Source organism: Bacillus tuaregi (genome assembly GCF_900104575.1).
In the GTDB taxonomy this organism is placed as follows: Bacteria; Bacillota; Bacilli; order Bacillales; family Cytobacillaceae; genus Bacillus_BD; species Bacillus_BD tuaregi.
This window is the reverse complement of record NZ_LT629731.1, coordinates 1,606,592-1,628,670: the sequence shown is the minus strand read 5'-3', so window position 1 is coordinate 1,628,670 and position 22,079 is coordinate 1,606,592. Positions and strand designations below refer to the sequence as shown.

At 38.9% G+C, this 22,079-nt stretch carries 25 protein-coding genes; 6 read left to right on the top strand and 19 right to left on the bottom strand.

What is annotated here, in order from left to right:
* Window positions 1–108: 108 nt before the first annotated feature.
* Both BQ5321_RS10055 and BQ5321_RS24940 read left to right on the top strand, forming a co-directional pair.
* The gene (locus tag BQ5321_RS10055) at window positions 109–1,188 is read left to right on the top strand and encodes a GIY-YIG nuclease family protein (protein ID WP_159433420.1); all 1,080 of its coding nucleotides are present in this window, start codon (window positions 109–111) and stop codon (window positions 1,186–1,188) included.
* A gap of 251 nt (window positions 1,189–1,439) precedes the next feature.
* A complete protein-coding gene (locus tag BQ5321_RS24940) occupies window positions 1,440–2,228 on the top strand; it encodes a 3D domain-containing protein (protein ID WP_071394365.1) in 789 nt (262 codons plus the stop codon).
* 75 nt (window positions 2,229–2,303) lie between these two features.
* Here BQ5321_RS24940 and BQ5321_RS10045 read toward each other — a convergent pair whose 3' ends face one another.
* From BQ5321_RS10045 to BQ5321_RS09990, 12 genes are all read right to left on the bottom strand, one after another.
* Window positions 2,304–3,059, bottom strand: coding sequence for an AAA family ATPase (locus BQ5321_RS10045; protein WP_139187780.1), 756 nt, complete (start codon window positions 3,057–3,059; stop codon window positions 2,304–2,306).
* A 114-nt stretch (window positions 3,060–3,173) separates the two neighbouring features.
* Window positions 3,174–3,404, bottom strand: coding sequence for a hypothetical protein (locus BQ5321_RS10040; protein ID WP_139187779.1), 231 nt, complete (start codon window positions 3,402–3,404; stop codon window positions 3,174–3,176).
* A 94-nt stretch (window positions 3,405–3,498) separates the two neighbouring features.
* Window positions 3,499–4,404, bottom strand: coding sequence for a TIGR01777 family oxidoreductase (locus tag BQ5321_RS10035; protein WP_071394364.1), 906 nt, complete (start codon window positions 4,402–4,404; stop codon window positions 3,499–3,501).
* A gap of 206 nt (window positions 4,405–4,610) precedes the next feature.
* A complete protein-coding gene (locus BQ5321_RS10030) occupies window positions 4,611–4,934 on the bottom strand; it encodes a BC1872 family protein (RefSeq protein WP_071394363.1) in 324 nt (107 codons plus the stop codon).
* 274 nt (window positions 4,935–5,208) lie between these two features.
* Window positions 5,209–6,009: an ABC transporter permease subunit gene (locus tag BQ5321_RS10025; RefSeq protein ID WP_071394362.1), complete on the bottom strand. Its 801-nt coding sequence runs from the start codon at window positions 6,007–6,009 to the stop codon at window positions 5,209–5,211.
* 39 nt (window positions 6,010–6,048) lie between these two features.
* Window positions 6,049–6,837 (bottom strand): ABC transporter permease subunit, encoded by a 789-nt coding sequence (locus BQ5321_RS10020; protein WP_071394361.1) that lies wholly within the window; start codon window positions 6,835–6,837, stop codon window positions 6,049–6,051.
* 4 nt (window positions 6,838–6,841) lie between these two features.
* Entirely contained in the window at window positions 6,842–7,726 is an 885-nt protein-coding gene (locus BQ5321_RS10015; RefSeq protein ID WP_071394360.1) for an ABC transporter ATP-binding protein, read from the bottom strand.
* 16 nt (window positions 7,727–7,742) lie between these two features.
* A complete protein-coding gene (locus BQ5321_RS10010; RefSeq protein ID WP_071394359.1) occupies window positions 7,743–8,369 on the bottom strand; it encodes a TetR/AcrR family transcriptional regulator in 627 nt (208 codons plus the stop codon).
* 226 nt (window positions 8,370–8,595) lie between these two features.
* Window positions 8,596–9,255 carry a DUF1643 domain-containing protein gene (locus BQ5321_RS10005; RefSeq protein ID WP_071394358.1) on the bottom strand — a complete coding sequence of 220 codons (660 nt, stop codon included), beginning with the start codon at window positions 9,253–9,255 and terminating at the stop codon, window positions 8,596–8,598.
* Between the two features lie 165 nt (window positions 9,256–9,420).
* Window positions 9,421–10,872 carry a DUF4153 domain-containing protein gene (locus BQ5321_RS10000; RefSeq protein WP_071394357.1) on the bottom strand — a complete coding sequence of 484 codons (1,452 nt, stop codon included), beginning with the start codon at window positions 10,870–10,872 and terminating at the stop codon, window positions 9,421–9,423.
* A gap of 160 nt (window positions 10,873–11,032) precedes the next feature.
* Window positions 11,033–11,671, bottom strand: coding sequence for an HAAS signaling domain-containing protein (locus tag BQ5321_RS09995; protein ID WP_071394356.1), 639 nt, complete (start codon window positions 11,669–11,671; stop codon window positions 11,033–11,035).
* Window positions 11,652–11,999: a PadR family transcriptional regulator gene (locus BQ5321_RS09990; protein WP_071394355.1), complete on the bottom strand. Its 348-nt coding sequence runs from the start codon at window positions 11,997–11,999 to the stop codon at window positions 11,652–11,654. Before BQ5321_RS09990 ends, BQ5321_RS09995 begins: the two co-directional genes overlap by 20 nt.
* Before the next feature lie 211 nt (window positions 12,000–12,210).
* Between BQ5321_RS09990 and BQ5321_RS09985 the strand changes: the two genes are divergently transcribed.
* Window positions 12,211–14,496: a nitric-oxide reductase large subunit gene (locus BQ5321_RS09985; RefSeq protein ID WP_234978384.1), complete on the top strand. Its 2,286-nt coding sequence runs from the start codon at window positions 12,211–12,213 to the stop codon at window positions 14,494–14,496.
* 159 nt (window positions 14,497–14,655) lie between these two features.
* A complete protein-coding gene (locus tag BQ5321_RS09980; protein ID WP_071394353.1) occupies window positions 14,656–15,006 on the top strand; it encodes a DUF805 domain-containing protein in 351 nt (116 codons plus the stop codon).
* Window positions 15,007–15,102: 96 nt separating this feature from the next.
* Here the strand turns inward: BQ5321_RS09980 and BQ5321_RS09975 are convergent, their stop codons facing one another.
* From BQ5321_RS09975 to BQ5321_RS09965, 3 genes are all read right to left on the bottom strand, one after another.
* On the bottom strand, window positions 15,103–15,363 hold the full coding sequence (locus BQ5321_RS09975; RefSeq protein ID WP_071394352.1) for a DUF2621 family protein: 261 nt from the start codon (window positions 15,361–15,363) through the stop codon (window positions 15,103–15,105).
* 118 nt (window positions 15,364–15,481) lie between these two features.
* The gene (locus tag BQ5321_RS09970) at window positions 15,482–15,892 is read right to left on the bottom strand and encodes a hypothetical protein (protein WP_071394351.1); all 411 of its coding nucleotides are present in this window, start codon (window positions 15,890–15,892) and stop codon (window positions 15,482–15,484) included.
* A gap of 541 nt (window positions 15,893–16,433) precedes the next feature.
* Entirely contained in the window at window positions 16,434–17,417 is a 984-nt protein-coding gene (locus BQ5321_RS09965; RefSeq protein WP_071394350.1) for a ketoacyl-ACP synthase III, read from the bottom strand.
* Window positions 17,418–17,693: 276 nt separating this feature from the next.
* On the opposite strand from BQ5321_RS09965, the gene BQ5321_RS09960 reads away from it, so the two are divergent.
* The gene (locus BQ5321_RS09960) at window positions 17,694–18,539 is read left to right on the top strand and encodes a hypothetical protein (protein ID WP_071394349.1); all 846 of its coding nucleotides are present in this window, start codon (window positions 17,694–17,696) and stop codon (window positions 18,537–18,539) included.
* Between the two features lie 149 nt (window positions 18,540–18,688).
* On the opposite strand, the gene BQ5321_RS09955 is transcribed toward BQ5321_RS09960, so the two are convergent.
* A complete protein-coding gene (locus tag BQ5321_RS09955) occupies window positions 18,689–19,468 on the bottom strand; it encodes a Cof-type HAD-IIB family hydrolase (protein ID WP_071394348.1) in 780 nt (259 codons plus the stop codon).
* A gap of 108 nt (window positions 19,469–19,576) precedes the next feature.
* On the bottom strand, window positions 19,577–19,723 hold the full coding sequence (locus tag BQ5321_RS24420; protein ID WP_187143732.1) for a hypothetical protein: 147 nt from the start codon (window positions 19,721–19,723) through the stop codon (window positions 19,577–19,579).
* 254 nt (window positions 19,724–19,977) lie between these two features.
* Here BQ5321_RS24420 and BQ5321_RS09950 point away from each other — a divergent pair, with 254 nt between their 5' ends.
* A complete protein-coding gene (locus tag BQ5321_RS09950) occupies window positions 19,978–20,757 on the top strand; it encodes an enoyl-CoA hydratase/isomerase family protein (protein ID WP_071394347.1) in 780 nt (259 codons plus the stop codon).
* 62 nt (window positions 20,758–20,819) lie between these two features.
* Here BQ5321_RS09950 and BQ5321_RS09945 read toward each other — a convergent pair whose 3' ends face one another.
* Both BQ5321_RS09945 and BQ5321_RS09940 read right to left on the bottom strand, forming a co-directional pair.
* Entirely contained in the window at window positions 20,820–21,284 is a 465-nt protein-coding gene (locus tag BQ5321_RS09945; protein WP_071394346.1) for a hypothetical protein, read from the bottom strand.
* Between the two features lie 427 nt (window positions 21,285–21,711).
* Window positions 21,712–22,035 (bottom strand): hypothetical protein, encoded by a 324-nt coding sequence (locus BQ5321_RS09940; RefSeq protein WP_071394345.1) that lies wholly within the window; start codon window positions 22,033–22,035, stop codon window positions 21,712–21,714.
* Window positions 22,036–22,079 lie beyond the last annotated feature (44 nt).

The following is a 22,079-nucleotide window of genomic DNA, read 5'->3' as shown; positions in this document are numbered from 1 at the left end:
ATGGCTGCAGTTAATTTCATTTTTTTATTCGCAATAAAGATCATCTCTTGTCCCCTTCACCCTATTCCGTTAAAATCAATTTATCATAAACAAACGAGGTGGATTTCATTGAATCCTCTTAACGATAAAGTCAAAAAGCTTCCCTCAACAGCTGGAGTCTATCTGATGAAGGATGCTCAGGGCGGTATTATCTATGTCGGTAAATCAAAAAATTTAAAAAGCAGGGTGCAATCCTATTTCTATCACTCCAAAGCCCATTCCCGTAAAATTGAAAGGCTGGTTAAAACGGTAAAGGATATAGAAATTATCGAAACGGATACAGAATTTGAAGCTTTTATGCTAGAGTGTCAATTAATAAAAGAGATAAAGCCTTATTTTAATAAACTTATGAAAAATCCGCTTTCCTATACGTATATTGTCATTAATATGGATGAAAAGATTCATAGAGTTGAAATCAGTCATTCTATTAGTCAAAATAAAAAGCAGCTGTATTTTGGTCCATTCACAAGTAAGAGCACGGTAGAAAAGGCTATCGAAGGATTTAAGGATTGCTACAAAATTAACTGCAGCAATCCCAATCAGAGCTCCCCCTGTTTGAATTACACCCTTGGCTTATGTATTGGCATGTGCCAGGATGGTGCCGCTTTAAATCAGTTTCATTCAATCATTGATAAGCTTATTTCCTTACTAAATGGAACAGATAGGATTCTACTTGAGGAAATGGAAGATAAAATGAATGCTGCAGCGAACAACTTCGAATTTGAAACTGCAGCCAAGTATAGAAATGTAATGAAGTATTTGAATACTTTGGTGCATAAGGAAAGAATGATCGAGTTTACCGAGGAAGATCATTCTATTGTCACGATGGAGTCGATAGGAGAAGGCTGCTATAAACTCTTTCTTATTAAACGGAATCAAATACTATATAGTAGGATGTATTCCGTTAACAAGGAACAGGAAGATCATCTATGGACAGATTTATCAAAGGACCTCATCGAGTATTTCCAGACACCGTATCCTTCAGCAAAGCTTAGCCGTGACGAAGTGGATTCAGCCCAAATAATCTATAATTATCTAAAAAACAATAACCATTATGCAATTATTTCAGAAGCATTACATCAGTCTGAGGATGCTATTAAAGATCAGCTTCGTCAATTATTTTCAATCATTTCACAGGATGAGTATTGAATACCACAAACCGATTGAACTACTACATGCTTCTATTATATAGAAGCATTTTTTTACATAGTTAACCACCTTCTATTACCCTACTCTTCCTCACATTACAAGACTCTTGTATCTAATAGCGATTGTTACATCATGTTATCCCTCTGTTATGTTCGTTATCTAATTAATATCTCCCTGTCCTTTTCCTGTAAACATCCTATGTTACGATAAGACACATCAATACGAACAGAACAACTATGGGGGTAAAAAAATTGAAACGTAAATGGTTATCGGCTCTTGCCGCAACAACTTTTATATTAGTAGGAACAAATCAAGTACAGGCCGAACAAATTGTGGTAGAAAAAGGGGATACATTATGGGGGATTGCACAGGAAAATAAGGTTACTGTTGAATCGATAAAAGAATGGAATCAGCTTTCAAGCGATATCATTCACCCGGATGATCTTCTTGAGGTATCTCCGATTATTCAATTGCTTGTAACAAAGGGAGATACACTATGGGATATTTCACAAATGTATGGCGTATCAGTTGATGATATAAAGAAATGGAATGAGCTCTCTTCTGATCTTATCCATCCTGGATTAGATTTAAAGATTCATACAGCAGAAAAACTAGAGGAATACGTGACAGAAAAAGCTGTATCGGAAGCTAATTCAACCGTAGAAAATGCTCCGAAACCAGCTCCGGAACAAGCAGCAACAACAGAACCAGTGGTGCAGGCCGAGGTTATGGCAGAACCTGAACCACAAGGGAAAGAAATCATGGTTGAGGCAACAGCCTATACAGCAGAATGTGAAGGCTGCTCAGGCATCACCAAAACAGGTGTTGACTTAAAGACGAACCCCGATGCAAAGGTCATTGCTGTTGACCCGGCTGTCATTCCTCTAGGCTCAAAGGTTCATGTGGAGGGCTATGGCTTTGCAACTGCTGAGGATATCGGCGGAGCCATCGATGGAAATGAAATTGATGTGTACGTTAAAGATCATCAGGATGCTCTTCAATGGGGAAGAAAGGAAGTAAAAGTAACGATTCTTGATTAATTAGTTACTCCATATGATGACCAATATTTTCTGACCAAGCCCTGCAGCAATCATTGTTTGCAGGGCTTGGTCATTTTATTGAAACAAATGGTGCAATATCCGTTCTTTATCATCAAAGAATTGCTTCATCATCCGATAATGATTTGTGTCTTCAAGGATTGTTTCCATAATCCCCTCTTCGGTCAGCTGTAGTATTTTTGCCTGTGGGTAGGCCATAATAATCGGAGAATGCGTTGAGATAATGAACTGTGACTCTTGATTCACAAGCTCATGAATTCTCGCTAGCATCGATAGCTGTCGTAGCGGAGAAAGTGCTGCTTCTGGCTCGTCCAAAATATACAGCCCCCTACCCTGAAACCTTTCGATAAAAGCAGAGAAAAAAGCCTCTCCATGTGATTGCTGGTGTAATGATTCCCCTCCAAAACGATCAATAATTCTCCCGCCAATGCTAGGCTCCCTGTCTAATTCCTCGATATTGGTTGCTAAATTATAGAAGGATTCTGCTCGAAAGAAAAATTGATCCTCTGCTCGATATACCCCTTTGGCAATGCGTAGAAACTGGTCTAAATTTGAATGAGAATCATAACTTGAAAAATTAAAATTTAATGACCCGCCCTCTGGATTAAAGCCTAATGAAATGGCGATTCCCTCAAGCAAAGTTGATTTTCCCATGCCATTTTCACCCACAATATAGGTTACATTTGGATGAAAGAGAATGTCATGGAAATTTTTCATAACAGGTAAGTTTAGCGGAAATTGATTATATGTAGAAATCCTATCTTCATTCAGAGTAACACGCTTTATATATTGAGTTTCATAATCCAGCATCATCTACTTATTCACCCCTTATGGCACATCTTACCATAAGCACAACCATTTTGTCTTAAAGAAGCACAGGGACGGGTCCATTGCTTCCAATGGATCCGTCCCTGTGCTTCTTCTAAATCAGATTCTCTTTTTTACATCCTCTCTAATGGATTCAATAATGGTTTCAGATAGGTTAGCTGGTAAAGAGGTTCCATCTCCCTGAAATTCCCAACAATTTATAATTTCTAGGTCTGCTTTTCTGAAGGTAATACTGTAAATTTGGTTTTCGTGGGTAAAGTCTGCTGTCACGTATTCTTCACCATCAAAATCATCGTCGATGATCATATTGTGTATTTCGTATGTTTCCACGCTTCTTCTCCTTATCCATCTTTCTTCTCTTATAAGATTCACTTTTGAATAAGGGATTATTCATTATTTCTAATTGGCGAAAAGTTTGTACAGCCTATTGTTTTAAAAGTAAGTCTTCTAAAGCAACGTGAAGGGACGGATACATAAATTCAAACCCTTCCTTCATTAGTACTTCAGGTATCACCTGCTGCCCTTCCAGCACCAGTGCACTTTTCCGCCCTAGAACAATCTTCATGATAAAAGAAGGAACAGGAAACCAATGGGGACGCTGTAAAACATGGCCAATTGTCTGACCGAACTGTTCCATGCGGATTGGCGAAGGTGCCGTGATATTAACAGGTCCTCTAACATTGTCATGCTCTAGGGCAAAGAGAATCGAGCGTACCACATCCTTCACATGAATCCAGGAAACCCATTGTTTTCCAGAACCAACAGTTCCACCTAGAAGCAATTTATATGGGAGCACCATCAATGGTAGCGCACCTCCCCTATTTCCCAGCACAACACCAAATCGCACAAAAACCGTGCGAATAGAGTACTTTTCTGCCTTCTGAGCCTTCTTTTCCCAGTCTGCTACTGTCCTAGCGAGAAAATCATTAGCTAGGTCGGTAGATGCTTCTGTGTATACATGATCCAATGAGGCTGGGTACCTACCTATCGCACTTGCGTTAATGAATACAGAAGGTTTCTTGGGCATAGCTTCAATGATTCTTAACAGCTCATCCGTTGCGGTCATACGGCTATCATAAATTTGTTCTTGATGACTTTGATTCCATCTTCCAGCATTAATCGAAACACCTGCCAAATTAATAAAAGCATCTGCCTGCTCTATTTCTTTTTCCGGAGCTGCACCTTCTATTAACCAATTGATATAGGAAACCTGACCGATAGACGGCTTTTTCCTTCTTGTTAGTATCACAACCGAATGTCCTTCAGAACATAAAAGCTCAGTTAATTGCTGTCCAATGAATCCAGAACCGCCGGCAATGACGATTTTCATTTAACCCCTCCTTTGCTTGCTTGATCATAACGCTATGTCCACTATTTACATATCTTAATAAACATCTATTCTATAATTGGCTGTAATTTCCTTCTACCACACAAAAAAGAAGCTCACTTCCCCCGAGGTGAGCTTCTTTTTGTCTATTTAAGAATTGTTGGGTATTTTATGTGATGAGGAAGCTTAAGAACATTCCCTTACTTGGATTAGCAAAGCTGCGCCCAGACGTCACTTGTATCCTCAACGGAGTTGAGCTCAATGATATTGTAGGCAGCGTTGGTAATAGCTTCTGCCAGTGTATCTCCTGTAGCTGAAACATTATTAAAGTAAACCTCTGAATTACTTTTTCTCGCAAATCGATAGCCAGCTTTTTCTAGTTTTTCTACGATTAGCATGGCATGGCCTAAGTCTTGTTCTGGTTGAAAATCTGTGTAATTGATAAAGATTCCTTTTTCGTAATCATACCATCTATCCCATCTATTTAACTTCCATCCTAATATTCTACGAGCAATTGATTCAGTTTTTGTCATCTTACATTTCCCCTTTTTATATCGAATGATTTTGTCCCTTACCTCTAGTTACTTTGAACGTATTGGCAACTGTTATACATCAACTTTATTTTTATTTATCTGTTTGATTGTTATAGTACAACTTATTAAGGTTATTGAAATTATATAACAGAATAAAAATGATTTCTACTGTTAATTTGAAATTTTTTGAAATAATATAAACTTTTTGTTATTTTTCGACCACTTCAAGCAAAAAACGGGATGTCTGCTATAAACAGACATCCCGTTTTTTGCTTCATACATTTAAGTCTCGTTTTTTAAAGAAGATATAAGTCACAATAGTGAATCCAATGATGAGGATGCTAGTGAGGACCATATAGATGGGCTCCAGTCCGTTGCCCAGGATAACGTTTTTAGCCTCGAAATATTTAAAGGGTGTTACATATTTAAGACCTTCCAGGTTTTCGTTTAAATCAATTAGAACAGAAATGAGATAGGTTAACAAAAGAACACCTGATGCTTGGGACGCTGCTGTTTTAGGTTTCTTTTTCACAGAGGCAAGTGCACTGCCAATGACCATGAATAACAGCTGTAAAAGCAGCATACCAACCATGGTGCTAACAACCATTTCATTTACATTCTCGCCATTGGTATGATACTGACTTAAAATAATCAACAACGAGCCCGCGGTAACGAGATTAAAGATGATGATATTCGTTAGGGCTGCCAACAGTTTGGCTGTCACAATGCTGTTTCTTGAAACAGGCTTAACAAACAGGAATTCAGACGTTTTGTCACACTCCTCTTTGGCAATGATATTAGCTCCAAGCATAACAGCATGAATGGTTGCCATTAATAATAAGTAAATAAATAAAATCGAATAATAGCCGCTGAGTGTTGATACATCGACCTCACTAAAGCCTAATACCGCTCTTAACGATTTTGGTATGCCCCTTAGCATCTCATTAATCGATTGCCCTTGGGATGCATAGACGTCGTATTTCCCCATTCCCGATACAACCATTAAAATGGAACCAATACTCCAAATAATCAACGATTTCCTCAAGGATTTCAATTCTTTTAAAAAGATATTCATGTCATAATCCTCCATTAGCTCATAATTCATAAGCTATTCTTAAACAGAATGGATATCCTTTTTCTTATAAATCAGATAGCTGGCCATGATCGAAGCTATGAAAAAAACTCCAATTGTGATTAAAAAAGCTGCTTCATAGCTTCCGTGCTTAATAATATATTTGTAATCAAAATATTTAAATGGCGATAAAAATCGCTTTGAGGCTTCATCACTAAACATTCCGAGAAAATAAAAAGCAAATACAGTGCCAAGCGAGACTGGAAGTACAGATTTAAGTTTCGGTACAATAACCGAAATAAGAAAACCAAGGGCCAGAAATATCAATTGTATAAAAAGCACTGTAAGTGAAAGCTTAATTAAAACAGAATAGCTAAAATCATCGGTTTTAACCTGGAATGCCATGACCATGGCAAAGACTAAATAGACGATATTCGTAATGAAAAGCGATGTCAGAGCAGCCAAAAGCTTCGCTGTGATCACAGCCGTCCTTGAGACTGGTTTTGTTAACAAAAAATCAGCTGTTTTTTCTCGTACCTCCTTACTGATAATCGAGGTTCCGAGATTCATAGCTTGGATGGCGCCACAAAGTGTAATAAACGTTAATGTAAAGGAATAGTAACCAAGAATCGTAAACAAATTGGATAGGTTTAGACCCAACAAGTCTCGCACCGGTGCAGGAAAGCCCGCCATGATTCTTCTAAATTCCTCTGCATCCTTGGCAAAGGATGGATAAAACGACATGTATAGTGCAGAGATCAGGATGATGGAAATCGTCCAGATCATGGTTGATTTCCGATTGGCCCATAATTCATGCAGGAACATATTCATTGTTTTATGCCTCCTTTTCATAGTAATGCAGGAAGATTTCTTCAAGGTCTGGCTCTTCTATCCAGAGATTAGCAATAGTGATTTCAGAGAGCTTTTTTAGTACCGTATTCAGGTTGCCCTTAAACAAAAAGCTAATGGTATTGCCCTCCCCTTCCAGCTTCGTCACGCCTGGTAGCTGAAAGATGTTTAGGTCCACCTTATGAGAGGTTTCAATTTTAAACTTTTTGTAGTTGTTTTCCTGTAAGGTTTTAATTTTTTCAACCGTAACGATTTTCCCCTCTTTAATGATGGCCACGCGATTACAAAGCCGTTGGACCTCGCTTAAAATATGGGAGGAAAATAAAATCGTTGCTCCCTTTTGATTCTCCTGTTCTAGTAAATCAAAGAACTTCTGTTGCATTAAAGGATCTAATCCGCTTGTCGGTTCATCAAGAATAATCAGTTTTGGCTCATGAAGCAGACCTTGGACAATTCCGACCTTCTTTTTATTTCCTAAGGATAAATCATCAATTTTTTTCGTTAGATCAAGGTCCATGATTTCTGCTAATTCTTTAATTCTTCTGGTGCAGTCTTTTTTATAAAAGCTAGCCGAATATTTTAAGAGATCCATCACCTTCATATTGTCATAGTAAAAAACCTCTGAAGGCAAATAACCGATTTGCTTTTTGATTTCAGGAGCGTATTTAACACAATCCTTTCCAAATATCTTGGCACTTCCGCTTGTAGGGTAAATCAACGATAGTAACGTACGAATGGTTGTTGATTTTCCGGCACCGTTTGGACCTATAAATCCGAAAATCTCACCTTCTTCAACAGTAAAGCTGACATCCGTAATCCCTCTTGACTTGCCATAGGTTTTGGTAAGATGGTTGATTTCAATGACATTCATCTTGACGTCCTCCCGATTATTGTTTATAAAAGCATTGCTTTAAAACCTCAAAATACTCTTCTGTCTCAAGACGGAGTTTTTCATAATTAAATTCATGTGTCGGTGACAGCTTTGCTTCATACAGAGCCTCATCACTTAATTTTTCTAGAGTAAAATTGATAACTTTTAGGACAATTTTCAGATTGACATCTTCCCGAAATCTAGAATAATCAATCCCTTCATAAAACTTTTCCAGGTTAATATTGAGAAACTCCTTTTTCTTCTTTTCCAGTTCATCCTTGATTTCCGCAGAATCCTCCAAAAGGGCATTTTCCATAAACTTAAAGACATCGGGGTAGCCTGTTAAGAGCTCCATTTTAATCATGATGGCTTCTCTGCTTCTTGCAAAAAAATCCTTTATAGATAAATCGACCTTTTGATAAAATTCCTCGACGATCATGTCATAGCCATAATCAAACAAAAACAAGAACAACTGCTTCTTGTTTTTGAAATAGTGAAAAAGCAACCCCTTTGAAATCCCTGCCTCTTTTACGATTTGATTGGTCGATGCAAGAGCGTATCCCTTTTGAGCAAATTCCTTCATTGCCGCATTGATCATACGGTCTTGTTTCTCTGCATCCAGGTTCAAAAACTTTGAATACATGTTCAGCAGCCCCATCCCTATCCATTGAATTTTCCATTGACCATATCAGTCAATTATATAGTATTCTCATTGACCTCTGTGGTCAATGTTTTTTTAAAAGATTTTTCCAAAATTAAAAAGCAAGGAGTTGTTCCAAACGAAAGAAAAAAATGAGCCAAGAGGAGATCTCTTAGCCCATTCTTTTGTAAGGCACTTATGGATAAATGTAAGCACAAAAACCCCTGCTTCAAACGATCTCCTGTATTTTGGTTAAGAGTTCGATTTGTTTTTGTTTCAGTATGGGGTTGATGTGGTAGTAGAAAGGTTTGTTGGTAGATTGGATTCCAGTTATGCGGTCTGAGGGTAGTTTTTCTAAGGCTTGTTCTGCCAGGGTTTCAAGTATTTCATTTGTTCCCCAGGCGAGAAGAATGGGACCGTTTGCTGTTGAGAGCTGGGATTGAAGCTCTTTCTCTCTTTCTGGTGTAAAAATACTGTGAAAATGAAAACCGCAGGCTTCAGCTGCTTGAATCAGCTTTTTAAAATCCTCCGTATTTCCGGCGCATAAATCGGATAGATTTAGAATGGATACACGATTCCAGCCCTTTACCTTCATTAACCGCATCACCTGATATTGTGTTGGGTCCGGTTTCGCCTCAATATAAGGAATACAGATTGGCAGCTCTCGAATAAGAGTAGGTACAAAGGCTTCTTTACGGGCCGGTGCGGAGGTTCCAGGGTTCATGAGAATCAAAGTGGCATTGACTTCATGATTCAATCTATTCCCTTTCCGAATCACATAGGCATGGTTTCGGCATTGAAATAGCTTCCCCTTTACCTTCTGGTTGTAAAAGCTGGAAACGACCTTAAACTCTTTCTTCAATTGTTCGGCATAAACATAATCTACCATCTCATACCTCCCATTCTTCTTCTGCTAAAACCATACATAGGCAACTATATAACAAAAGGCGTGCAAAAAAATGCACACCTTGTATGAATTATTCGATTTATTTTCTTCATGAAGCCCTTGAATCTAACAATTTTTTCAAAATAATAGAGTTTCCTAGTGGTTTTACTATAAATCTAGCTTACTAAGCTCTTCATAAACCCTTTGACGAGTTACATTATAGGATTGCCATGAGTTGCTATTGGAATATTCCCTTTCAGCTTTTTGTTGCGTTAGCAGTTCCTTCAACCCGGGTGTCTGTGGATGCTTTTCATAAAGTTCGATAAGTCCCAGTCTACCGGTCGAGGACAGGTAATGTAAATATTGAATATCGATTTTGCCTGTTTCCTCATATCGACTCAGATTGCGATCGACTACCATTTGATCAATATTGACTACATTGATCCCTGCATAATATAGGAGTGAAGCGATGAAATAAAAATGGAACAAGGAAAGCTTCTCTAACCAAATTTTCACTAGAGTATAAGCAAAAATAACCAGCAAAAACAGCATAAATGAATGAACGAGAATCCTTGTAAAGGTAAAGCCATATACCTCCTCATACAGTGCCATGCGCATAAAGGCGGAAACAAGAATGACACCACTTGAGAGGACAAGAATGCTTAAGGCCGTACGGATAGATTGCTTCAAATATCCATGAACATCCTTTGACAAGCAAATCACCCCGATTATTACCGTTAAGTTAATGAGTGTCACGAACAGTAATTCAAAGAAACCGCGCCGAGCATATTCTGCATAAGTGAAGCCGGCTTCAAGCGAACCGCTGAAGAAATATTTAAACTGGACGGCAACAAATAGGATGTATACCAAATCTAGAAGAACCAATACGGTTATGGTAATGACGCCATCCATGATCACAGGCCTAACAGCAAGCTCCTTAACAGGAGTCCTTTTTTGAGAAAGAGCCTGCAGGAATCCGAAGAAGCCAAATGCATAGATAAGGATAATCACCACACGGAAAATATAGTCGACCCGAAGGCTTAATAGCTCTGGAAGACGTCCTACCAATCTATCAAATTGACTATCCGCCTCAATCAATAGGTTTAGAATAATAAATAAAATAGGTACTGAAATTAGAATACCGATTAGGATTTTTTTCCACACAAGAAATCGCTCTTCCCCTTTGTTTCCCTTACTCTTTACGGCAGCGGATTTAGTAAAGTGATAATTGTAGCGAATCCCATCCATAAGGCGAAGAATAATATATGGACTAAAGAAAAGCTGATTCCATTTCATGGTTTTCGGCGACGTGATTAAAACAAGATGCAGAATAACGAGTCCCGGAATGACCAAGATATTTAATCCATAAAAAAGTGCTGTATCATACAGATAATAGCCTGCAGCCAAGATCCAGATGATGATGAGCAAAAAATATCCGATGCGCTGATGTGAAAATGAGAACGATCGGAATCTCCAGAAAAAGATCGAATAAAAAACGACAATAAAAACAAAGTACGATACTCCGATTTGTCCCCTAAAAAGGGCTTCTTCCGCAACGATTCCAAGCAGTAAACAAAGCAAAAAGAATATCCAATCCTGTTGTTTCATTTTTATCTCCATAATAGATACCTCCATGATTTATTAATACATAGAATTTCTATGTAGATGTATAAAAAAGAAAATGACCAATCACATAAAGTGGAGATCACATTAGTAAAGGATTCTTAACTCTTGTAATTCTATTTATATAGAATTACTAGGTATATGAGTAAAAAAAAGCTTATATAGAAGCTTTTTTCCCCCACTGATAACTGATAAGACAAATCGGATATAAAAGAATAGTGAGCAAAATGCATAGAGCGATAAATGTTTCGGTTAACAAAGGGTAAAACCACTCATACGGAATTAACTGGAAAACCGTTAAAACCATCAAGGTTAAATTCGGAATTAATGCTAACAGAAAAGTCCTCTTCATCAGTCTCTTTCCCTTATGCCCAAAGCCCTTACCCATTTCATAGCCAAGCAAAGCCCAAAAAAACATGTAAATAAAAGCAATTAAGATAGGAAAGGATGTTAGCTGTGCCCAAAGAGTTGTCAGCCAATCCCAATCAAACACGTTATGTGCCAATGTGAGGACAGAGCCACTACCAAAAAATAGAATGTTCACAGCAAAAAACAGCCATTTCATATTACTCGGTGTAACAGACAGCTCCTCTTTCCACATGGCGGCGATTTCGTTCGGTGTCCCGAATCTTAAATAGATTTGGTCTAGTACGTCTGATTCATTTTCAAATGAATCGAGTTCTAATAGTAGTTCATCCAAATGTGCTTCATATTCCAATAGAATGGTCTCTTTTTCAGAATGGCAGCCAAGTGACTCGGAGAGCTTATTCAAAAACTCATTCTTCAGCCGTTCCATGTTTTTTTCTCCCTATCACCTTGTTAATGACGGAAACAAAATCATTCCACTCACGAGTTTTTTCCTGGAGCATCTCTTTTCCTGCAGTGGTAATTCGATAATACTTTCGGGCCGGTCCTTTTTCCTGCTCCTGCCAGTAGCACTCGATATATTCCTGCTTTTCAAGCTTATGTAATGCTGGATATAATGTACCTTCTTTTATGGAGAACTCATTTCCACTTCTCTTTTCCAGTTCCTTAACAAGCTCGTAGCCATACATATCCCGCTCATCCAGCAGCTGCAGCAGCAAAAGCGATGTACTCCCCTTTACCAATTCTCGATCAAACATATCCTCACCTACCTAGATATTTTAGGTACATAGAAATTCTACTGCTAATCAACGAATTTGTAAAGTGATTAATGAAGTACTTAAAGAGATGATTATGAGTGTGAAAATTTACCTAAAATGTACATACTTTATACATCTTTGGTAAACATATCAATTAATGCTTTACAAACAAAAACGTATGGGAATTTCCCATATGAAAAGAGGAGGAGTAATGATGAATTATCGTCGTTTATGGATAACATTAAGTATAGTTATCATTCTTTCATTTGCAATTTTAGGCTATTACGGAGGTAGGATTTATCAGGTAATGCCTCCCGTTCCTGATTTGGTTGTCACAGAAAATGGGACGGTCCTGTTTACTGGTCAGGATATTAAGGACGGTCAAAACGTTTGGCAGTCTATCGGGGGGCAAGAGGTTGGAAGTATTTGGGGACACGGTGCCTATGTTGCACCTGACTGGAATGCTGATTGGCTTCACCGCGAAGCATTATTCCTGCTAGATAGATGGGGGAATGCTGAGTTTGGTAGTAATTATGAGCAATTAAACGAAGAGCAGCAAGCACAGCTTAAAGCGCGCTTAAAGAAGGAAATACGGACAAATACCTTTGACAAAAGCTCAAAAACACTTGTCATTTCAAATGATCGGGCTGATGCATTTCAATATTTAAATCAATATTATGCTGGATTGTTTATGGATGAGCCGGGCTTTTCTGAGCTAAGAGATCATTATGCCATCCCTGAGAATACCATTAAGGATTCTGAACGGATGAGTGCCATGAATACCTTTTTCTTTTGGAGTACCTGGGCAACCGCAACCAATCGTCCTGGCAGCGATGTGACTTACACAAATAACTGGCCGAACGAGGATCTAATTGATAACAAGCCAACTGGTGAAATGGTTGTTTGGTCGGTCGTCAGCTTTGTGATGCTGTTGGCTGGTGTCGGTGCATTGGCATGGTATTTTGCTGTACAACGGCATAAGGAGCCGCACATTGAGGAAGTGTACCCGGAAAAGGACCCACTACTAGCCTTATCACCAACCCCTTCTATGAAAGCAACGCTTAAATATTTCTGGGTTGTTGCCGCATTATTTGTTGTTCAGATAGCGCTAGGCGTGCTGTCTGCCCATTACGCGGTTGAAGGCTCGGGCTTATATGGCATCCCAATTCAAGAATGGATTCCTTATTCCGTCGTGCGGACATGGCATACACAGCTTGGTATTTTATGGATTGCCACTGCTTGGCTGGCAACTGGATTGTTTATGGCTCCGGCTGTTTCCGGACATGAACCGAAGTATCAGCGGGCATTAGTCAACTTCCTATTTGTTTGTTTGTTAATTATTGTCGTTGGTTCGATGATTGGACAGTGGATGGGTGTCTTCCAAAAATTTGATTTCGCGACAAACTTCTGGTTTGGACATCAAGGCTACGAGTATGTAGACCTAGGCCGTTTTTGGCAGATTTTCTTAACTATCGGTCTGTTCCTTTGGTTATTCTTAATGGGCAGAGCCCTGTTGCCTGCCTTTAAAAAATCTAAAGAGGATCGTCATTTGTTAATGATGTTTGTGATTGCCGCAACGGCTATCCCATTATTCTACGTCCCTGGGTTATTGTGGGGACAGCAGACACATCTATCAATGGCAGAATATTGGCGCTGGTGGGTTGTGCATTTATGGGTGGAAGGATTTTTTGAAGTTTTTGCGACTGTCGTTATCGCCTTTCTTTTTACAAGAATGGGATTACTGCGTACATCTACGGCAACAGCATCTGTTTTATTTTCAACGATTATCTTCTTATTTGGCGGTATCATTGGCACCTTCCATCACCTGTACTTCAGTGGAACCCCTGTGGGCGTGATGGCATATGGAGCTGTATTTAGCGCATTAGAGGTTGTACCGCTTGTCTTAATTGGTTTTGAAGCTTACGAGAATCTGACCCATAGCCGTACGAAACCATGGGTCAAAGCCTATAAATGGCCAATCTATTGTTTCGTAGCCGTCGCCTTTTGGAATCTAGTCGGAGCAGGTCTTTTCGGGTTCTTCATTAACCCGCCGATTGCGCTTTATTATATGCAAGGCTTAAATACAACTCCTGTTCATGGTCATACAGCCCTCTTTGGTGTTTATGGGGTGCTTGGAATCGGGCTCATGCTGTTTTGCTTAAAAGGGTTGACCGGACAAAAGGTATGGAAAACCAAATTGCTTAGCTTTGCCTTTTGGGCAATCAATATTGGACTTGCTTTAATGGTTCTATTAAGCCTGCTTCCAGTCGGACTTTTGCAAACGTGGGCAAGTGTCGAGCATGGTATGTGGTATGCACGCTCAGCTGAATTCCTGCAGCAGGACAATATCCAAACCTTTATTTGGCTCCGCATGATTGGAGACACGATTTTTGGTTTAGGAGCACTGGCACTTGGCTGGTTTATATTAGGATTAAAGACAGGATGGTCCATTAAAGACGAAAGAAATGAGATTAACCAAACAATTGATAAAAATTAGCTGATCAGCGAACAATCACTTCTGATTGTTCGCTTTTTTGTTGTACGCATTGCTTTTATCATCAGTTGTAAGGTTTAGATTAAAATTGAAGTGCTATGGATGATATCTCGGACATATATTTTATAGACATCATCGTCAACTACAGGGAGGCGGACTTATATGCAATGGTATCTTAAAGCACTAAAAAATTATGTTGGTTTCCATGGCAGAGCAACAAGGCAGGAATACTGGATGTTTATTCTCATTAACTTCATCATTGCTTGTCTTTTATCGGTTTTGGAATTAGTCATTGGGATTCCTGGCGTTTTGACAGGAATATACGGTTTGGCTGTATTCCTGCCTTCATTGGCCGTATTGGTTCGAAGGTTACATGATATTGGAAAAAGTGGCTGGTGGTTTTTAATCTCCTTTATTCCATTTATCGGTACCATTGTACTTATTGTATTTGCCTGCCAGGAAAGCCAGCCTGGGGAAAATCAGTATGGTCTAAACCCAAAGGTTGCTTATTAGAATATAGGTATAAAATAAAACCGCCTTGATTAGGCGGTTTTAGATGTAATAAGAAGGTTGCAGCGCTGTCTGCAAACCTTCTTCAATATATGTTTCTTATTTTATTTGTTCAAGTAATTCTTCATACGGTGTTAGGTCTATTCCCTTTGCTTTAAGAAGCTTTACTGCTCTCTCCTGCATCTCTCCAGGTGACGAAGCGATGTACCCCTTAACAACATCTTCTACTGTCACGACTTCCCCTACAACACCATCTAGAATAATCGCCTCTATTTTCTTTTTAGCCATTGGACGAACAAAAACTGGAATTGGTTTAACTAGCTCCTCAAGTAGAGCTGTTGCTCCCTGTTCCCATTCCATAATAATCCTCCCCTTCCAACATCATACATTTAATCAACATAGCTAGTATACAAAATATTTCCTTTTTGTACCATAGTCATATTAATAATGAGGAAGAGGAAAATGAAATCGCTTCTGATTATTTAAACCCTTCTCCAAGAATGGAGGCATCTTTTCTTTCAGCAGAGCCAAACAGCTTTTGTTTAAAAATATTATCCTTTTGTTCAATTAACGCTTCTCGTTTGCCTCTGTATACATATTTCTTTTTAAGCACTTGTTTTTTTTGATTATAAAAAAGGACAAAACGCTTTAATGGCAAATTCGGATTCGTGTTAATCCAATTTATTTTAAAGGAGGCTGCCTCTTCCCATTCTTCAACTGAAAGCATATGGGCAAGGATTCGCAGCTGTTTTAAATTAAACTCAGGAGTCAGTCGCACTTCCCTTTCAAGCAAAAGAGTCGGATCGTCCAACACAGGTGGCTGCTTCAATATGACGTCCTCTTCCTTAATCTTTTGTTCTAATTGTGAAAATTCGATTTTTGGATACAATTTTCCAATCAACTCCTCTTAACATTTAGCATACTAATGTGAACACCTATGAACCAAAATAGAATAAATTATAACATTATCTAGATAGTTTTTGTCTTTATGTATCATAATATACTTTTTAGAAGTTACCAACAATATTGCATATAAGTTCTATAGATGCTAATTTTTTCACACTTAACGATTGTACAATGATTTTTATTGCTAGAGCAACATGATAATCATCCATCTATAAATATTATCTAAACATATCGGGGCATTATTCTCATATTGTCTATCTACAAGCACTATAGCTTCCACTTTAATTAGAAAAAACGCCAGACTCCAATGAGCCTGGCGCTTTTTTTCTGTTAGCTTAATCAAATTCGCCGTCGAATTTGCGTCCGGATTACCTGAGCTCGCTCGGGTAAACTACCTTTAAAAAATCCGTGACATCCGCCGGAGGCTTAACTTCATTCAGCCGGGGTTTGAACCCTCACTGAATCGAAGTACCATTTGCATTCATCCTCCACTTCTACAAGTGGAGGATGAATGCTGAATGAAGTTAAGTATTCCAACGAATAAGCATTCCTGCATGTGTTAATCCGCCTCCGAAGCCGTATAGCAACAGGATGTCACCATTGTTAACTTTCCCTTCTCGAACACCGATGTCAAGTGATAATGGAATAGTCGCTGCTGATGTATTCCCGTACTCTACAAGACTATATAACGTTTTCTCCATTGGAAAATCGGTTTTTTGACAAATCGATTCAATCATCCTTAAATTAGCACTATGCGGTACAAACCAATTCACATCACTTAATGACATGGCCGCGTTTTCTAGAACCTCTTTTATTCCTCTAGGTACAGTGGTAACAGCCCATTTGTATACCTCACGTCCATTTTGCACAAATTTATTCGTATGGATGATGTCCTCTTCAAACATACAGGAGGATAAATCAGAGCAATATAGGTTCTTAGCTTTTTCCCCCTCTGAGCCAAGATGGTATGATAGAAAGCTTGGCTGTTTTTCATCATACTCTACAAGCACAGCTCCACCTCCATCTCCAAATAGAATGCAGGTAGAGCGATCCTCGTAATCCGTAATTTTCGAAAGGGTTTCTGCACCAATGACGAGAATCTTCCTGTGAAATCCGGATGAAATCATTCCGTTCGCAACATGCAGTCCATATGCAAATCCTGAACAGGCTGCGTTAACATCGATTGCACCAGTATGTTTGATTCCTAGCTTTGCTTGAACTAACGAAGCTACACTTGGGGTTTTAAAATCAGGAGTCATTGTGCAGGCAATAATCATATCAACATCCTCAAGGGATTTGTCGTATCGCTCGACTAAGTTCAATGCGGCTTGATAACCGATATCGCTTGTGTGCTCATCATCACGTGCGATTCTACGCTCTTTAATACCCGTTCGTTTCACAATCCATTCATCATTCGTTTCGACTAACTTTTCCAATTCATCATTGGTTAATTTCCTTTCAGGGACATACGAGCCTATTGCAGTAATACGAGCTTTTGATATAATCATTCATTCCCTCCTATTTTCAGAATATTATAACTTAGATTTTAACACTTATTTCTATTAGTAGGTACTAATTTATAAAAATAATTCTGCCCGATTATTCATAATTCCCTTTTCTTACTTTTTGTAGTCATCATTTTATTATTATGAAAATCTCATAGCAAAGTTCGCTTTTCATATCCTAAAAAACAATGCTCTTCATAGGTCTAAAGGACTAACTTGATGCATATAGATAGAATGACCATTTATTGGATGGTAACTCGCAGCTTAGGGGGTATCTAATTGTCCAAGAAACTTGCTGTGGCCATTATTCATGGCATTGGGACACAGAGGGATGATTTTGCGTGGGAAATGGAGGAGAAATTAAAAAAGCAGTTTACAAAACGGCTGAGAAAGCTAAAACCTTCTATTACAGCTCCTGAAGCACAGTTAGTCATAAAGCCAATATGCTGGGCTGATACCTTTGCAGAGCCTGAGGATATTCTTTGGGATAAGCTCAAGTCACTGAAGCTTGACTATCGGCTTTTACGTATTGCCATGGTTCATGTATTAGCCGATGCCATCGCCTATCAGAAATCACCATCTCGTAAAAATTATTATAAAATCATTCATACCCTAATTGATGAAAAACTGAAAGAGCTGGCTGAAGAAACTGGAAATGATGAAGCCCCTTTATGTGTGATTTCTCATAGCCTTGGAACAATCATAAGCAGTGACCATTTTTATGATCTACAGCAAGGGAAACGAAAGGCTGAACAACTAGACAACCCGCTAGTGAGCGGAGAAACGCTAACCTTATTCTATACAATGGGAAGCCCCATCTCCCTTTGGAGTATTGGATATGATGAATTCGATCGGCCGATTGAGGTACCGGCGAAAGGAGTGCAAAAGCGCTTTCCGGATACCGGAGAATGGATAAACTTCTATGACAAAGATGATATCATCGCATTTCCTCTCGAACCATTATATGGAAGTCAATATGTGAAGGATCTTCAAGCTCCTGTCGGGGGATTGCTTACCGGCTGGAATCCTATTTCACACAGTCAGTACTGGACAGCAAAGTCAGTCATCAACCCTATTGTCGATGGTCTCATACGAACATGGTTATCCATAAACAGAGAAAAATAATAACTACTCCTAAAGAATTGAGCATGGGGCTTTCCCACAGCTAAGAGTGTCAGCATACTACACAATGTGCTTTGTATGTCATATCCAACAAAACCTATGTAGACCCAATGCCAGCTCCCTTGTGGGATAGCCTCAAGCTATTATGATTATTATAAAAGACCCACCATTTGCAGACCATGATAGATGCCATTTTCATCTACAGATTTTGTTACATATTTGGCTACTTTTTTTACTCTGTTGTCACCGTTCCCCATGGCTACACTGTTTGTTACCGTCTCCAGCATTTCAATATCATTTAGCCCGTCCCCGAAAGCATATTGCCGTTCTGGTGGGAAGCCCAGCTGATTGACAATTTGCGCAATCCCTTTCGCTTTAGAACCACCCTTTGGCAGAATATCGACTGAAACCGGATGCCATCTGACAAAGTCAAAATCCTGATATTCTCGCTCGTATTGTGTTTCTTCCCCTTCTGGACAAAATAGGAGCGTCTGATAGAGTTCACGTTCTTTATAGAAGTGAGGATCATGGGCAGGTAAACTGTCCAGCTTAAGGGTCCCAAGACTTTCTTTAATATAGCTATGCTCAGGGACATTTGCTTTCATGTCTTCATGGTCCATAAAAACAACTGGATGATTGTTATGAAGAGCCGATTCTGTTAGATGGACCAATGAAGAGATGTTAAGCGGATTGGTATACACCACTTCCCCATTTAATACAACAAATTGGCCATTGTAGCTAACATATGTATGAATGTCTAATTCTTTTCGCAGGTCTTCAAACATAAAAGGTGCTCGTCCTGTTGCGATTGCCACCACATGACCGGCTTCCTTTAAACGAAAAATGGCTTCCTTTGTCGTTTGAGGCAATTCTTTATGATGATTTAGTAAGGTTCCATCAATATCGAAGAAAATTACACTTTGTTGAGTCATTCTTGGTCCTACTTTCGAAGTCTTATTTGATTAATGCTTGCAGCTGTCTTTACACGAGCCAAGCCATCCTTAATCGTTATGAGTGTAACCTATGAAACCCATTTCATGTCAAACACTTTTTTCTTCCTTGCTTTCACTTGGGTAAGAATCAGGCTGTTCGATGATTTGTTTAAGTTCTCCCTCATCCCCTTTAGCATTAATGATTTCTAGTATTTGATTGAGCCCTGCACTCGTTTGGTCCATTTGATCTTTCACCCCTTGTCGGCCCCTTCCTTTTTGATAGTTTTCACTTTCATTTCATGAGATATGATTCCATTTTCTTTCATTTTTTACTAACTCCTAGATACCTATTCTGCACAACAAATAAGAATATTCGTAAAAGTCCATTTACAAAATCGTTTTGCACTTGTTATCATGGAGAATGGATGATAGTGATTTTTATCAGGATAGTACATTTCCTTATAAAATAATTATCTATTATATAAACATAGTCTATGGAGGTTTACATAATGAACTACCAATATTTACGTTGCGAGATTGAGAATAAAGTAGCGGTTGTAACGATTGACCATGAACCAGGAAATAAGCTTAACACGCAGGTCTATCAGGAAATAACACAATTAATGGGGGAATTAGAGATAAACCCTGAGGTGAAGGCCATCGTTCTAACGGGGGCTGGAGATGAAGCATTCGTCGCTGGTGCAGATATCAACGAAATGGTTGATTTGGATACGGTTGGAATGATGAATTTAACTCAAATTACGAGAGTTTCTTTCTCCAGAATAGAGAACCTAACAAAGCCGGTTATTGCTGCCATTAATGGTGAGGCACGTGGAGGCGGCTTTGAACTGGCGTTAACCTGTGATTTACGGATTGCTTCTGAAAAGGCACAATTTGCATTTCCAGAAATCAATTTAGGCGTGATTCCTGGCGGTGGCGGTACACAGCGCATTCAAAAGGTTGTTGGTCAAGGTACTGCCAAGGAATTATTGTATTTTGGAAAATTCATTGATGCACAGCGTGCCTATGAGCTACAGATCGTCAATCAAATCGTTCCTCATGATCAAGTTCTCGCTACGGCGAAGGAATGGGCTTTTGAGCTGGCAGAGAAAGCACCTGTTGCATTAAGAATGATGAAAGCAGCTGTCAATACGGGCTCCAATGTTGACCTTGAGTCAGCCTTAACCGTTGAAGCCGCTTGCTATGACGGGGCATTTGCGACAGAGGATCGTAGAGAAGGAATGGCCGCACGACTTGAGAACAGAACGCCTAAGTATATCGGTAAATAAAAGGAATCAAATATAATAACTGACAGGCCGCTATTCGTTCAAATAGCGGCCCGTTTTATTATTTAATGAATATCGTTTTGTTTATTTGTTTTAAATAGGTTTTTTGATACAGCATTGAGCTTGTTAACAAATCGGTTGAAGCCAAAACCAACAAAGAAGGATATACTGATTTGTAAAAAGGGAGTATCCCCATAATCCGTAAACTCAATAAAGAGGATTCCGCTGTCAATCAGCAAAACAGCAATGACGGCAGTACCAGTGGCAAAAATCGGATAGAAAACATACATTATCCACTCACGATAATTGGTTAATTCCCCTTTCATATAATGGGAACAAAACATATACAGATGCCGTAATGATCCTCCAATAGATCCGGCAAAAAAGTAATACAAAAACACCTCAATATCCGAAACAAAGGGCAGAGACTTCTCCAAAGCACCTGTCCATAACATACCAACCATCATAAAGCTGCCAAAAAATAACAGGGAAAGATATGCTAAAATGAATACTTTTAACCATGTCTTCACTACATCACCCCGCTTTGGATAATCTATCCTATGACACAAGGATATTGTATGTTCCATGGTTAATTATAGATTTCTGATGCTTGAAATTACCCGTTTGGTGCATATAATCAAATTCGCCCGTCGAATTTGCGTCCGGATTACCTGAGCACGCTCGGGTAAACTACCTTTTAAAAAATCCGTGACATCCGCCGGAGGCTTAACTTCATTCAGCCGGGGTTTGAACTCCTACTGAATCGAAGCACTATTTGCATTCATCCCCCACTTGTAGAAGTGGAGGACTTCTGTACCTGCCGCAAGCTTTCGGTACAAAAAACATTTGCTGAATGAAGTTAAAAACATCAACCCCTTATTCGATTTACGTTTCGAATAAGGGGTTGATGTTCTTGGGACGAATTTTTGATGGTTCAAATATCATTTAATATGACTACTACATAATCATGTCAATATAACTTCCATTACCTCTTACAATCGCGATTCCTTTACTTTCTAAATCCTTCCATATCATTCGATCCAACTCATATGGGTCCTTTTTTTGAAGAATTTTTAAATTATTTTCGTTAAATGCAAGCTCATAATATTCGTCTTGATACTTTACGACAAATATATAGTTTTGCAGCTTCATTACCATTACTTCATAGTCGCTATTCCATTCCTTTAATTGATTTTCAATTTCTGTTGCTACATGAATCAAAAAATCTTCTGCTGGTAAGCTTTGAGCCAAACTTTTTCGTTCAGGACCGTTCATGTCCATGTGCATTCTCCCCTTTTATACTATTCTGTAAATTTATATCACAG